The sequence below is a fragment of the Methylorubrum sp. POS3 genome, from assembly GCF_043352485.1.
Lineage (GTDB): Bacteria > Pseudomonadota > Alphaproteobacteria > Rhizobiales > Beijerinckiaceae > Methylobacterium > Methylobacterium suomiense.
Genome location: NZ_JAPRBT010000001.1, coordinates 4152296 through 4166261, shown reverse-complemented (window position 1 = coordinate 4166261; position 13966 = coordinate 4152296). Strand labels below are relative to the sequence as shown.

General features: G+C 63.8%; 13 protein-coding genes and 1 pseudogene. 11 read left to right on the top strand and 3 right to left on the bottom strand.

Annotated features, from left to right (window positions below; all coding sequences use genetic code 11):
- The first annotated feature begins 1 nt into the window (after nucleotide 1).
- Both OWC43_RS19160 and OWC43_RS19155 read left to right on the top strand, forming a co-directional pair.
- Nucleotides 2-454 (top strand): hypothetical protein, encoded by a 453-nt coding sequence (locus OWC43_RS19160; protein ID WP_393957855.1) that lies wholly within the window; start codon nucleotides 2-4, stop codon nucleotides 452-454.
- A gap of 44 nt (nucleotides 455-498) precedes the next feature.
- Nucleotides 499-915 carry a hypothetical protein gene (locus tag OWC43_RS19155; RefSeq protein ID WP_393957854.1) on the top strand — a complete coding sequence of 139 codons (417 nt, stop codon included), beginning with the start codon at nucleotides 499-501 and terminating at the stop codon, nucleotides 913-915.
- A gap of 35 nt (nucleotides 916-950) precedes the next feature.
- Here OWC43_RS19155 and OWC43_RS19150 read toward each other — a convergent pair whose 3' ends face one another.
- On the bottom strand, nucleotides 951-1787 hold the full coding sequence (locus OWC43_RS19150) for a hypothetical protein (protein ID WP_393957853.1): 837 nt from the start codon (nucleotides 1785-1787) through the stop codon (nucleotides 951-953).
- Between the two features lie 344 nt (nucleotides 1788-2131).
- Here OWC43_RS19150 and OWC43_RS19145 point away from each other — a divergent pair, with 344 nt between their 5' ends.
- The 4 genes and pseudogenes from OWC43_RS19145 (at nucleotide 2132) to OWC43_RS19130 (ending at nucleotide 4306) form a co-directional block, all read left to right on the top strand.
- Nucleotides 2132-2563, top strand: a complete 432-nt coding sequence (locus tag OWC43_RS19145) for a hypothetical protein (RefSeq protein ID WP_393957852.1) — start codon at nucleotides 2132-2134, stop codon at nucleotides 2561-2563.
- On the top strand, nucleotides 2560-3033 hold the full coding sequence (locus OWC43_RS19140) for a hypothetical protein (RefSeq protein ID WP_393957851.1): 474 nt from the start codon (nucleotides 2560-2562) through the stop codon (nucleotides 3031-3033). The genes OWC43_RS19145 and OWC43_RS19140 overlap by 4 nt, the downstream gene beginning before the upstream one ends.
- Nucleotides 3033-3203 (top strand): annotated as a pseudogene (locus OWC43_RS19135) (helix-turn-helix domain-containing protein); the annotation flags it as partial. The gene OWC43_RS19140 and the pseudogene OWC43_RS19135, both read left to right, overlap by 1 nt.
- Before the next feature lie 17 nt (nucleotides 3204-3220).
- Complete coding sequence (locus tag OWC43_RS19130) at nucleotides 3221-4306, top strand: tyrosine-type recombinase/integrase (protein ID WP_393957850.1); 1086 nt, start codon at nucleotides 3221-3223, stop codon at nucleotides 4304-4306.
- Nucleotides 4307-4577: 271 nt separating this feature from the next.
- Here OWC43_RS19130 and OWC43_RS19125 read toward each other — a convergent pair whose 3' ends face one another.
- A complete protein-coding gene (locus OWC43_RS19125; RefSeq protein ID WP_393957849.1) occupies nucleotides 4578-6860 on the bottom strand; it encodes a hypothetical protein in 2283 nt (760 codons plus the stop codon).
- Between the two features lie 1039 nt (nucleotides 6861-7899).
- Here OWC43_RS19125 and OWC43_RS19120 point away from each other — a divergent pair.
- The 4 genes from OWC43_RS19120 to OWC43_RS19105 all read left to right on the top strand — a co-directional run bounded on the left by OWC43_RS19120 (nucleotide 7900) and on the right by OWC43_RS19105 (nucleotide 12713).
- Nucleotides 7900-8835 (top strand): DUF1698 domain-containing protein, encoded by a 936-nt coding sequence (locus OWC43_RS19120; RefSeq protein WP_393957848.1) that lies wholly within the window; start codon nucleotides 7900-7902, stop codon nucleotides 8833-8835.
- A 559-nt stretch (nucleotides 8836-9394) separates the two neighbouring features.
- The gene (locus tag OWC43_RS19115; protein ID WP_393957847.1) at nucleotides 9395-10480 is read left to right on the top strand and encodes a hypothetical protein; all 1086 of its coding nucleotides are present in this window, start codon (nucleotides 9395-9397) and stop codon (nucleotides 10478-10480) included.
- 102 nt (nucleotides 10481-10582) lie between these two features.
- Nucleotides 10583-10831 carry an acyl carrier protein gene (locus OWC43_RS19110; protein ID WP_393957846.1) on the top strand — a complete coding sequence of 83 codons (249 nt, stop codon included), beginning with the start codon at nucleotides 10583-10585 and terminating at the stop codon, nucleotides 10829-10831.
- Nucleotides 10832-10835: 4 nt separating this feature from the next.
- Nucleotides 10836-12713 (top strand): HAD-IIIC family phosphatase, encoded by a 1878-nt coding sequence (locus tag OWC43_RS19105; protein ID WP_393957845.1) that lies wholly within the window; start codon nucleotides 10836-10838, stop codon nucleotides 12711-12713.
- Between the two features lie 32 nt (nucleotides 12714-12745).
- Here OWC43_RS19105 and OWC43_RS19100 read toward each other — a convergent pair whose 3' ends face one another.
- Complete coding sequence (locus tag OWC43_RS19100) at nucleotides 12746-13003, bottom strand: hypothetical protein (RefSeq protein WP_137828077.1); 258 nt, start codon at nucleotides 13001-13003, stop codon at nucleotides 12746-12748.
- Between the two features lie 87 nt (nucleotides 13004-13090).
- Between OWC43_RS19100 and OWC43_RS19095 the strand changes: the two genes are divergently transcribed.
- Entirely contained in the window at nucleotides 13091-13762 is a 672-nt protein-coding gene (locus OWC43_RS19095; RefSeq protein WP_393957844.1) for a spermidine synthase, read from the top strand.
- The last annotated feature ends 204 nt before the right edge of the window (nucleotides 13763-13966 follow it).

The window sequence follows — 13966 nt, the reverse complement described above, 5'->3', positions numbered from 1 at the left end:
CATGGCCGACTCCGCCATCTACTGCGCCGATTGCGGCACCGAATGCGAGCAGGTCACCGGTCGCGAGGCCGGCGCCCGCGACCCCGACCTGATCGACGCCCAGGTCTGGGCCTGCCCGCTATGCCTGGAGGCGTGGGCCCCGTGCGCGACCGACGGCGCCTGTGTCGGCCTCCCGGCGGGCCCCGAGACCCGCAACGCCCGCACCGTCCTGCGCGAGCGCCAGGTCGAGCGGCTGATCGGGGAGGCCCTGCGCCAGACCCCCAACGGTCGCGCCATCGCCGAGGAGCGCGTCGCGTCCTTCCTCGCGCACGAGCTGCGCCTGCCGCTCGCCGAGGCCGCGGTCGACCGCCTCGACATCGAATGGTGCCGCCGCGCGTGGCTCGCCCTCAAGGGCGCCGCCTACGCCGACGTCGTGCGGCACGCCCAGACCTTCCGGCCGCGGAAGGCTGCCTGATGCTCGCGCCCCGCCTTGCCCCCCACGCTCCAGGAGCCCGTTCGATGCCGAACCTCGCCGACATCGCCGGGCTCGTCACCCCGGACCTCATTCGGCGCAACGTCGAGATGGCTGCCTGTCTCGGGTTGAGCCATCGCAAAAGCCGCCGAATCCTCGGGCAGAAATACGTGGCGCCGACGGGCGACGACCACGTCATCAAGCCGCGCGACTTCCCCGCGATCGAGCGGTCGGTCGCGACCATGGACGAGGCATCCGCGATGCTTTCCGCGAACGCGGAGGTGTTCGAGACCATCCTCGCGTTCCTTGCCGACCAGAATGAGCGCCGGCCCGCGCCGGTCCTGCGGATCGTCCCCCGCTCCGAGCCGCCGGCCGCCTCTCCCCGGACCGAGCCATCGCGGGCCGGCATCATGGCCCGGTGCTGGGCGCGCCTCGCCGGCACGCCGACAGCAGAGGTGGCGTGATGCGGCCGCTCGGCAGCAATCATAGCAATGAAAATTCACGAGATTAGTGCGCCGACGATATTTTCTATCTTAGAGGACATTTGTTTATGCGCGTCCTTAAACAAGGCTTGATCCGGAAGTTTGGACATTTCATCAAAGTTTACTTCTCTCAGATTATACCATATACTTTCCGGTATGTCAGCTTCTCCTTCCTTGAAATAATTGTATATATTTTCGTAATCGAGCCGTATATGCACGCATTCAGTTTTAATATAGCTGATCGCTTCGCATATTTCCGAATACTCGCGAATCACGTCGCTGCTAACAGTCATGCGACTCCCCACCTCCAATGCTGCCTTGTACGCAGACTCGAAATTCGTTTCCGCACGTTCAAAATCTTGATCGGATCTATATATGTAAATGATTGCTTTTGTAAAATTGTCACCCATTATTCTGCCATCAGATTCATAAGCAGCGCTGAGACTTTGCCTAGAATTTTTTACAACATTAACAAGTCGCAGAAGTGCAGATTTCAGCTGTGTGACAGCAGAATCAGCTTCATTCATCTTGTTGTAAAGCATTTCGAGCACGGGCAATGCGGCTGCAGCATATTGTTGCTGCCCAACTTGAGCTTGGTGTTTAGCAGCAGAAATTTGTCCTTGCGATGCGAGCCAAGCAGCAGCGGCAGCACCTACGGCTGCAAAGGTACCAATCAACGTCTGATATCTATTGAACCAAAATTCAAAGCAACCAACAGCCCCATCTTTATTCTTCTGCTGCAGCAAATCTACGACAAAGGGTTGTTTGCAAAGGAAATCGTCCCATGGCGCCAAAGAAAAGGCGACCAGCAAACCGATAAGCGAAACGAAGAAGAGAGAGACGCGCAGGTTCATTCGCAATGCTTTCCGGCGAGTCGCGACAAAGCGCAACTGTGCAGCATCGTCTCGACGGGTACGCTGATGAGTTGGGTGCCCCTTGCTGCCGCCACCTCAGTTGTAGGGAACGCAGTATGACGGACCTTCTGGCCTTCACGAGGGATCGGGCCCTCACACCGGTCGAGCGCCGTAGCATGCAGCAGCGCGGCTCCAAGGCTCAGGGCTATGCGGCGGCTCCAGGCTCCGGTCCGGCTGGGGAGACATGCGGATCGTGCGGGCATCTCGTCCGGAAGCGCCTCGCTAAGGTCTACCGCAAGTGCCGTCTCTTGGAACCTCATTGGACCGGCGGGAAGGGCACCGACGTGCTGACGACTGCGCCCGCATGCCGAAACTGGAAAGCGTTCGAGGAGCAGCGGGCAAAGCCGGCCCCGAAGATGGCCGCCCGCGGTCAGACGCCTCTCCCGCCGCCGACCGATGACGAGCGCCGCATCGCCGGAGAGGCGGCCCGCGCCCTCCGCGCGGCGATCGCCGACCCCAGCACGAGGGGCGCCGAGTCGACAGCGCACATCGACTTTGCCCGGCCACGGCGCGGCGAGTGGTGCACGATGTGGGCGAACCTGCCCGGCTTCGTGCGCGTGAACGGGTACGGCGGGCACTACTCGCACGCCTGCTTGCCGGGCTGGACGTACAAGCGGGCCGAGATCGTGGCCGAGATGATCCCGGACCTCGAGGCGCTGGCCGAGCGCGGCGTGCGGCCGACCGAGGCAACGAACCAGGGAGCAGTCAGCCGATGACAGCTTTCACCGATCAACTCACCACGCAGATGAGGAAGACCATGTTCGTCGTGTTCGACCTGGACGGCACGCTCGCCCTGACCGAGCACCGGGCGCACTTCCTGAAGCGGCCCGGCAAGGACAAGGACTGGCGCGGGTTCTATGCGGCCTGCGACAAGGACGAGCCCTGCCACCCCATCATCCGGACCCTGCTGGCGCTCCACCACACGGGCGCCGAAGTCGAGATCTGGTCCGGCCGGTCCGATGAGGTGAAGGACAAAACCACGGCTTGGCTCGCCGAGCACGGGCTGGGGCACATCCCGATCCGGACCCGCCGCGCTGGCGACCACCGCCCCGACACGGTGCTCAAAGCCGAGTGGATGGACGAGGGGCGCAAGCCCGCCCTCGTGTTCGAGGATCGAGCTTCCATGGTGGCGATGTGGCGCTCGCGCGGCATCGTCTGCTGCCAGGTCGCACCGGGGGACTTTTGATGAGCGCCCTAAGCCTGTCTGCTGCCGATGAAGAGGACGAGGTCTTCACCGCCGCCGAAGTCGCGACGCGGTGGAAGTGCTCCGCGTCGTTCGTGCGCCGCTTGATCGACAATGGCGAGTTGCCGGCGTTCCGGGTCGGCGGCAAGTTGCTACGGATCACGGCACGCGCCGTCCGGGAGTACGAGGCATGCCGGAATACAAGCTCCAAAGGTTCCGCGGCGGGTACGCCATCTGCCTCTACGAAGGGGGCAAACGCGTCAGCCGCCGAGGCCTTGAAAGCAGCGACGCAGCGGGAGCGGCGGCGGAGTTCAGCCGAATCGTTGCGGACGCATCCCGGCCGATAGACCCCGACATCCGCAAGATCTGGGACGCCTACTGCGCCGATCGGGAAGGGCGGCGAATCGCACGGAACATGGCTTGGTCGGCCAAGGCCGTGCTTGGCTTCTTCGGCGATCACAAGCCGGAGGAGATCACGACGAAGCTCTGTCGCGCCTATGCGGCCCAGCGTCGGGCGGCACCCAGGGGCTCAGCTGCGCAGCAGGCCCGATGGCGCTCCGCAGGACGACCGTCCGCGCAGTGGACCGGCGTGCAGGATGGTACGATCCGAACGGAGTTGAACCAGCTCCGCGCCGCGCTGCTGTGGGCCGAGAAGGCGAAGATCATTGTCAAGGCGCCCGCGATCGAGATGCCGAGCGCGCCGGCGCCGCGCGAGCGCCACCTAACCCGCGACGAGTTCGAGCGCTTGCTTGACGCTGCCGAGACCCCGCACCTGCGGCTCTACCTGCTTCTCGCCATCTCGACGGCCGGACGGAACGCGGCGCTGCTCGAACTGACTTGGGACCGAATCGATTTCGAGCGTGGACTCGTTTTCTTGGGCGAGCGCAACATGCTCCGGCCCCAGAAGGGCAGGGCGACCGTCCCAATGACGAACGGTCTGCGCGCGGCCCTGACCAACGCCCATGCGCACCGCAGGACCGACCGCGTCATCGAATGGGCCGGCGAGCCCGTGGCGAGCGTCCGCACCGCGCTCACGAAGGCGACGAAGCGGGCAGGGCTCATCGGCGTCACGCCGCACGTCTTCCGGCACAGTGCCGCATGCTGGTTGGCGGAAGCCGGAAGGCCGATGGGCGAGATTGCTGCCTTTCTCGGCCACGCCGACGACCAAATTACGCAACGTGTCTATGCAAAATTCAGCCCCCAGTACCTTCGCACCGCCGCGGGGAGCCTGGAGGTACGCACGCGACCGTCACTAGCGAGCCGTACTACGAGGTAGCTAGATAGGCTGGAGGACTGCTTTCGACCCGTTGCGGATTTTCGGAAGGTCCGCTCCCAGGAAAGCCTGAGTGAGTCCAGGCGAACCGGCTTGACCAAGAGCGGAAGGGCGACGATTTTGAGGGGTTCTACGGCGGATCAGCCGATGCTCACTGCTATAGACCTAATAATTACCGGGCATCCAATTGCTCAAGCACCATCGCCGTCGACCATTAACAATGATGCACAAGATTAACTATTTACCTCTAGAATTAATTTTTAGTGGACACTGCCTACGGTTCGGGCGAAGCCTCGATTGCCGCAACGCGCGCTAAATTTTCCTGTGCGAGCTGAAAGTCGCGGCGAAGTCGAGCGACGCCGCTCAACACCGCCTCCTTGGATCCGGCCCGGTTAGTGAGAAGCTCAAGCTTCAGCAACTCGTAATCTACATTCCCTGGATTGCGCGCGATGAGGCGTTCGACAATATGGAGGGCCCCATCGATGTCTTCCAATAGCCAAAAACAACAGGCGAGATTACGCCCATTTTGCGGGTGCCGTCCTGTGACGATGGTACCATCCCGCGCGAGTTCCAGAAGCTTGCGGGCTTCGGCCGTCGTCGGTGGTTCGGCTATCAGCAAGACAAGCCCCACGTGGTCGCCGGCCGCGATGAGTTTGCGCGCTGCGTCCGCGCGCTCGGGACGTCCTATGCGCGCGAGTTCGTCACCTACCAGGGTTCTGAGACGATCATCGACCGCTCGAATCTCCCGCTCGAAGGGCGCGTAGAAGACGTCGAGTCCAGACTTCCAGAACCCACTCGCCATAGCGAGCAGGAGTTCAAGTTCCTGAGCCAGGGGCAAATGGGAAACCCAGGGCTCCACCTCCCGTCCGAAATCAAGTGAAACCGCCTGGGAGTTGATTCGGTGCAAGCCTTCATAGCGCACAAATGCCTCAAATAGGCCTAAGATCGCTGCCCGGCGGAGGTCCCAAGGCTGACCTGAGACCGCCTTTGCGCGGAGCGGTTCGATCTGGCGAGCAGCGTCCCATTCCGCCACCCTCCCAAGCGCGGTGTAGAGCGCTGGTCCTGTCCAAGTGATGTTACTGATATCATCGATGTATCGAACCAGCGTTTCTGCGGCACGGTTCGGGTATCCGCGGCCTGCAGTGAGCAGGAGTTCCAGGACTTGGCCGAACTCTGCTGCCGACTTGGCCGTTCGAAGCGCGTTCAGGACGGCAAAATGAGCGTGGGTGAAGACGCAGCGCCTCCAGCTCGTCCCAAGGCCGATGCTGTGCTCGACGGTGAACTCCTCCCCGATGTTCCTGGAGAGCCCTGATCGGATGGCCTCCTCGGCTTCGTGCCGCCTGCCCTCGTCGCCGGTAAGCCAAGCCTCGATTGCGATGCGAAACTCGTCGGCCGTCCAATCGGGGGTCGGCCGCAACGTAGGCCAAGCTGGGGCGGGCGCGGCGGGATCGTATGCAGCCACATGGCCCGATGGTGAGGGTACGCCACCTCGGACTGGTTCGCCATCGGCGACGTAGCCGTACAGGTAAACGCGCTCCATGCAAGCAGCACCGAATGCCGCTCGCAGGATCTCGAACGTCGAGACGACGTCAGCCCAGTCAGTGCCGTCAACACGAGTGATTAGATCGCCCAGACTCTGGGCAGGGTCGACCTCGAAGTGGCCACCAAAGCTGTCCCGAACCGGTCGCAACCGGTCGAGCGCAGCATCGAGCCGAAATGCCGCCGTGAGGTTAGATAGCGTGACCGAGGGTCCGCCTTCGGCCGCGAGCAGGTGGTCGAATCCGGCCATCGCTTGCGGGGCATGCGCAGCGACCGGACGTGTCATCAAGCAGTCGGCGAAGCTAACCACATCCGTGACGAGGCGAGCCTGCAGAATGCGGCGTACGCGAGGAAACGATTCAAAGCGAGCGAGCGTCTCCCGATCCCAAGCCACCCAGCGCGCGACCAGAGCGAGTTGGGAAGCGCGTTCGTGGATGGGTGTGCCACCGCGGCCGCCGAGAGTGCCCGGACGCGTTCCGGCAAGCGGATCCATCGCAAATTCGGCGCGCGGCGCCGGAGCGGCATCCCGAAAGCCAATAAGGGCCGACGTGAACGCCGGGGTGGCGCACTCCGCCGGCTCCGGGGGAAGAGGTATGTACCCCGGCAGACCCAAAGAGGCCAGCGTGCCATAGATCTCGGCTGCCCCGTCGACAAAAGTTTCTATTTTACTCGTCTCGATGTCGTTCCAGAGCTCGATGCGGAGGCCGAAGTCGAGGTCCTGCATGTGAGCGCCCAGCTTGTGGCGAGCTGTGGCAAAATATTCGTCGAACCACCTCGCGTAGGTTTCCTTCGCCTCGTGAAAGGCTCGGACCGAACCGTACGGCTGGGCTAGCCTGCGAAGCAGTCGGGAATGCGCAATCACATCGTAGGCACGGATCAAAATGTGACGCGCGACGAGCCTTCCCGTCCAAGCATCCGGTGCGGCCCGAGAGAGTGTAAAGGCCAGCCGCAGATCCTCGGTCAGGAAATGCAGCTTCTCAAGGCGGACCGGCAATTCGGAGGAGGACATATCGCTCACGTAGTAGGTCCGGTCGCCTTGCGCACTCTTGGCGCTGTTGCGTCAGAATGAACGTTCGCATCTTGTAACGGTTCAGTCAGGCGACTAAGGCCAAGGTTGGGCGCGAAGCCGCATGTCCGGTTCTGGGAGCGCGGCCAGCGTCTCCTCAACACCCTCAGCGGTCATTCGCTTGATCGCGACTAGGTCCGCGGCGGGCCCAGTGAGGTTATGATGTGCTCTCAGGTTCCGGTGAACCCCTACGCAGGGTTTTAGGGGTTGGAGAGCGCTTCCCGCGCGGAACGGGTTGCGCACAGCGCGAAAACAAACGATGAAGACCGGGCGAAGCGCCTTTTTGGTAATGAGGAGGTCGAGAGTTCAATCCTCTCTCGCAGCACCATTTATCTCAACGACCTTCCCGTCGCCTTGAAGAATATCTTGAGCGTGCGTCTTCCCCGCAGCTCGACATGAGCCCTTCGATCAGCTCGTTCCATTTCAGATTTTTCTCATCAACTCAGTAGCCGTGTCCATCATGGCCGACGAGGAGCGGAATCGCCCTGTGCCGTCGGCTTTTCACTGAAAAGCGGATCGCTCCTCCCGGCCTGACGACGACACAATCGCCCTCGAGCCAGGCGGCGAGGAGAGGTCGGCCGGCCAAATCGATGTCGAGCCGGACAGCGAGGGCGGAACACGGGCCCCTCGACGCTGCGCGCAGGACGCCTCTGTCGCCGCGCGAGAGATCGGCTGGAGCAGCCAGCGCCGTCGCACAGCCAATCGAATTCACCGATGGCGATGGCGGAACCAACAAGGCGAGCAATTTCTGATGCGTCCATGAAAACCTTGGGGTAGGCTCGGCAGGTATTAGATTTCGACCCTACGCAACTCGCTGCTTCATCGTCCATACGATGCTAATTCAGTCACCGCAAATAATGCATCATCTAAAACAAGATTTGTTATCATAATACTTGTAATATTTTATCATAAAAATGATTACTTCGGGCTGATTGATTGATAGGAATTCGACTCGTCGATGAAGCCGTAAATCGGAGCATAGAGACCACCAATGGAACCAAAAGCCGAACTGCACAAAGCCTATATTAATCTGATGCAGGCACCGGATCGTCAGGCAAGAGCTCAAGCAGCCAATGAACTCAATACGATTGCTTTAAATTTCGCCGCAACGTTTGAGGATGCCGATCAGCCGGATGCGGGCAAGGCGCTCGAACGGGATCACATCGCCCTGAGCAGAAGCGGGAGGAATATCGGATTATTGAGCGACGAGTTGCTGGCCTCGTTCAACCGCTTGCTGCCTTGGGCAGCTATGACGGTCGACAACAAAGGTCGTTCGGTCGGCAATGCTTGGAGCTCCACCAAACGTACATATTACAACGCGCTGATTGATCCGCGCTTGCGCAACTTCGACAGAATTTGGCCTCTGGAAGGCAAGCACGTCCTAGAAGTTGGCTGCTTTGAAGGCATTCATACTCTCGCAGCGCTGCTCTTAGGGGCCGCTCGGGTCACTGGTGTAGACGGCAGAATTGAAAATATTCTCAAAACCATGGCTCGACTATGGGCCTACGACCAGACCACAGAGTTGCTTCTTTGGGACCTGGAGAAAGAAGTGCCAAACACGATCCCGGAACACTGGGATATGCTTCACCACATCGGGGTCCTCTATCATCTGACCAATCCGGTCGAGCATCTGGACGTGGTTCTTCCGAGGACGAGAGGAGCGCTGATGCTCGATACCCACGTGGCGCTGGACGACGCAAAAGCAAAGTTCACTTATACTGTCGGCAACCAAACTTACGCTTATCAAAAACACATCGAGGCCGGCATCGAGATCAATCCGTTCGCAGGCTTGAGCGATCACGCCAAATGGCTGCGAACTGAAGATCTCATTGCAATCTGTCAGAGGCATGGGTTCAAGACAGTGAGTTTGATCGAGGATCGCGCTGAACGAAACGGTCGTCGCGTGCTGATACACGCCTTCCGCTGATACAGAATTGACAACGGAATTAGGTTCGAGCGCGCAGTCGAACGTTCAAGCCGGCACTTACGAGCTGATCGAGAAACCCCGCCTCGGCCGAGCCTGGCGGGGTTGGTACAGAGCTTCAGGTCGACCGCCCCCCATGGGAAGGCGAACGTGAAGCGCGACAGGAGGCGACGGGTGGGAGTCGATGCGCCCGGTGCAGCCTCCATCGACAAGGACGGGATAGGATATGGTTGGGCGATCGCCGGCTGCGCGCAGTTCTAGAGGCGCTTCCGGCACGAGCGATCATATCGTCAGCCGAAATTCGGTGCTGAGTATCATCCCTTGGCTGTACGAGTGGCGCACGGCTCCAGTCGCGTGAGCGCTTTCGGCGCGGAACGGGTTGCGCGTGGCGTGCAAACGACCCTAGAGGATCGGCCAGAAACCGTTTCGGTGATGAGGTCGAGCGCTCGATACGCTCTTGCGGCACTATCCCACCCACTTCCACCTATCCAGTACCTCAAGCCCGGACGGAATGGCCGAAGGTGCATACGCCTAAGGGGCGGACGACGAAGCCCGGACCGACATGCGAACCGGACTGCATCCCCCCCTCCACGCGCTGCTCGGCCGGTTCGAGAGCATCGGCGATAATTGTGAATTCGGCCTCGTCCAGCGGTATTGCGGCGTCGAGAATCTCGGCCTGCTCCGGTTCTCCGCATCCAAGGTCGACGATCTGATCCACGCGCTCGACTCGGATTTCGAACTTTACGGCCAGGGCGACGATCTGTTTGTCTATCCGCACGCCTCGAATTACTTGTTCTGTCGCAGCCATCGGTACGTGTTCGAGTACAACACCGGTCATCCGGCCGGGTCGGACGATCCCGCCGCCGTGCTGAAGCGGGAAAGCCGCAAGGTCGCCTATCTGAAGCGGCGCTTCCTGGAAGACCTCCGGCTCGGCGAGAAGATCCTCCTGCGCAAAGCCGGGGCGGACGAGGGCCCCGACGCGGTTGCCGCATTGCTGCGGGCGGTGCGCCGCCATGGGTCCTGCGAGCTGCTGTCGGTGAGGGCGGGGGAGGGCGGACCGCGCCTGCGCCGTCACGAGGGCGGCTGGCTCGAGGGGCGGGTCGAACGGTTCGCGCCCTACGATCAGGTCGCCTCGGTCGATCTCCCGCCCTGGCTCGACCTGTGCCGCCGAACCGCCGCCCTCGTCGACGGCTTTCCGATGGTTGACCGGCCTGCGAGCCACCGGCCGCCCATCAACCTACTGTCCGGCTTCAGCGGTCGCCCGCGACGGCACCGGCCGGATCCGGACGCGGAGCAGACCGTGTTCGGGCCCCTGGTCGATCTGCAGCCGCTCGACCGTAAGGCGGTCCATGCCCTGACCTGCTGGGTCTGGGTTCCGCGCGCCTATCGCGGGGAGGCCATCTCTGCCGCGATCGGCGACCGGCGCCTTCGCTCGCGTGAGGCCGATCTCGGCCTTCGGGACCAATGGCAGAAGCTCCACGTCACCGCGACCTTGCCGGATGATCATCGCCGGCTGCGGGTCGGCCTCGTCGCCCGCGGTCCCGGCGCCGGAGCGTTCTGGTCCGCCGGCTGGCGTTTCGAGGAAAACCCCGAACCCGATGCTGCCCCACGCCCACCGCTGGCAGCTCGGCTGATGATCCGCGGTTAGAGCGACATGAGGTGCCGCGGCTCCCGGCGGCCTGATAAGGACCGGCGAGACCGTTTACCATCATCATCGGCGGTGATCGCCGAGAGCGGACCCGGAACGACCATGACCTCGGACGAAATCGATGCCCGCCTGACCGACATTTTTCGTGAGGTCTTCGACGATTCGGCCATGACCCTGCGGCCGGATATGACCGCCCGCGACGTCGCCGGATGGGATTCGGGTCGGATGGTGGAAATCCTGATGGCCACCGAAGAGGCGTTCGGAATCACCTTCACCACGCGGGAGGTCGATGCCCTCGCCCGCGTCGGCGATCTTGCGGACACGATCGCCCGCAAGCGGGCCGGAGCCTGACGGCGTGCCGGATCTCGACTGGCTGCCCGATCCCGGCCCGTGGGCGGAACGCGTGGCAACCCTGCGCCAGATACCCTCGTGGGACGGCTTCGTCGCGCTCGCGAACACGCGCCTCAACGCCGTGCGCACGAATGCTCTCGCCCGAGCCCTGGACGCGGCCTTTTCCGAAGCGCCGCCGGGCTTGGCCCGCCCCCCGCTGCGGCTCGCGGTCCTCGGCTCGGCCACCGTGTCACATCTCGTGGCCGGGATCCGCGTTGCCGGGCTTCGGCGCGGGCTCTGGATCGAGATCTATGAAGGGGCCTTCGGGGCCTATCGCCAAGAGATCCTCGATCCGTCCTCAGGGCTTCACGCCTTCCGCCCGGACGAGATCCTGCTCGCTCTCGATACGCCGCACGCGACCGCCGGGTTCACGATCGGGCAGGAGGCAGACGATGTCCGCCGGACGGACGAGGCGGTGCTGGCGGATTGGCGTCATCTCTGGCGCGCCGCGCGGGCGCGCTTCGGCTGCGGACTGATCCAGCAGACACTCCTACCGACGCCGGTGCTCCTGCTCGGATCGGGCGAGGCGAGATTGCCGGGCTCCCGTGCGGCCTGCGTCGCCCGCCTGAACGCCGCCCTCCACGGCATGGCCGCGGAGGAGGGTGTCGACGTGCTCGCCATGGAGAACGCGATCCTGCGGCATGGCCTGTCCGCGTGGCACGAGACCGTTTGGTGGCTGCGCGCCAAGCAGGAGATCGCCCCGGCGGCGGCGCCCTTCTACGGGGATCTCGTCGCGCGGATGCTGGCGGCCCGGCGCGGCCTCTCACGCAAGGCCCTGGTGCTCGATCTCGACAACACCGTCTGGGGCGGCGTCGTCGGCGACGATGGTCCGGCGAATCTGGTGCTCGGGCCGGGCAGCGCCGAGGGCGAAGCCTTCGCCGCGTTCCAGACCTATGCCCGCGATCTGTCGCGGCGGGGCATCGTGCTGGCGGTCGTCTCCAAGAACGATGCGGCCAACGCCCTGGAGGCATTCGAACACCATCCCGAGATGGTGCTGCGGCCAGGCGAGATCGCCGCCTTCGTGGCCAACTGGGACGACAAGGCGGCCAATCTACGCCGGGTCGCCGAGCGGCTGGGCTTGGGCCTCGACGCCCTCGTCTTCGTCGACGACAACCCGTACGAGCGTGACCGGGTGCGCACGGCCCTTCCCGAGGTCGCCGTTCCCGAATTGCCGCCCGACGTGAGCGGCTACGCCGACCGCATCGCCCAGGCCGGCTATTTCGAGGCGCTCGGCGTGACATCGGAGGATCGTGCGCGCAGCGGCCATTACGCGGCGCGCCGAGAGGTCGAGGCGCAGAGAAGCGATCTGCCGGCTTATCTCGCCGGTCTCGAGATGCGCCTCCTGTGGCGGCCCTTCACGCCCGCGGATCTTCCCCGCATCGTCCAGCTCATCAACAAGACCAATCAGTTCAACCTGACGACCCGTCGCATCGATGAAGGCGAAGCAGCCGCCTTGCTGACCGATCCCGATACGCTGGCCTTGTCCTTCCGGCTGATCGACCGGCTCGCCGATAACGGCATCATCGGCGTGATCATCGGGCGACGGAGCGGGACGGATCTGATCGTCGAGACCTGGCTGATGAGTTGCCGGGTGATCGGCCGCGGCGTCGAGGCGGCGATGTGCGATGTGCTGGTCGCGGCGGCGCGCGACCGGGGCGTCGACCGCCTCATCGGCCTCTACCGGCCGAGTCCGAAGAACGGCATGGTCCGCGATCTGTATCCGCGGCTCGGCTTCGTGGATCACGATTTCGGCTGCGAGGAAGCGGCCGAACGGCGCTTCGCCCTCCCGTTGGAGCGGGCGGCACCTCAGGCCATTGCGATTCGCATCGCGGCGGAGGGGTGACGCGTTTCGCCGCGCCCCGTCATGCGCCCGCCTCAGCCCAGGGCAGCGGGCTTCTGGCTCGGCGGCGGCGAGCGGGTGAGGCTCTCGATCTCCCGCGGCGGGCGTCCGGCCTTCTGGGCAATCTCCGCCTCCTGCTCGGCAATGAGCTCGCGGGCGGGCAGATCGCCGTCGAGGCCGCCCAGGATTTCCATCGGGACGCGCCGGTTCGAGGCACGCGAGCCGTCAGCGAAGACGACGTCGAAACTCACGAAGCCGCGTTGCTGCGGCAGAGACTTGATGCGCTTGGCCATCGGCGCTGATAGACGCGGCTCGATGTGCAGGGCAACGGCGGCCGCCGCGGTCGGGGTTGCGTCCAGCGCAAGGTTCGAAGGGCAGCAATGAACGCCTGGGTCCATCTCGACACCGGGCACGTGCCCGGCGGCGGCAAAAGCCTCGACCTGATGCAGCGCGGCGCCGAGTTCTCGATCGTCGTCGAGTGCAAGGAATTGATGAACAGCACCCGGGGCCATTCGGAAGAGGCCCTGGCCTCTCTGACCTGCGCGCGCCTGACGGGACGCTCCGGCGCGCGGGTGCTCATCGGCGGCCTGGGGATGGGCTTCACGTTGCGGGCGGCGCTGCGGACGCTCCCGGCGGATGCCCGGATCGTCGTGGCCGAACTCGTGCCGGCGGTGACGGCCTGGGCCCGGGGTCCCCTCGCCGACATCTTCCGCGGTTGCCTGGACGACCCGCGGGTCACTTTGTGCGAGGTCGACGTGAACCGGCTCGTGCAATCGGGCGCGGAGGCCTGGGACGCGATCCTGCTCGACGTCGATAACGGCCCCGAGGGCCTGATGCGGCGGGCGAACGACCGCCTCTACGACGCCTGGGGTCTCAAGCGGGCGCAATGGGCCCTGACACCGGGCGGGATCCTCGGCGTCTGGTCCGGGACGCCCGACCGGAAGTTCAAGGCCCGGCTGCAGCGGATGGGGTTCGCCGTCGTGGAGACGCGCATGCCCGCCAATGGCACGAGCGGCCCGCGCCACGTGGTGTGGATCGCGACGCGGGTCTGAAGCCCCGCCTGCACGAATTCTGCACGAAACGCCTGAACCTCTGCGCACGAGCTCCAAAGCTACTGCCGAGTGCCGGGTCAATCTCAGCAGACGGAAGCCGCGCACCGCTCAAGGGGAACGCGCACGGCTCCGCCCTTGAGGTTGCCCGCCGATGCTCGCTCTACGCACCGTCTCTCCGTCGCGACTGACCCATCGGCCACCACG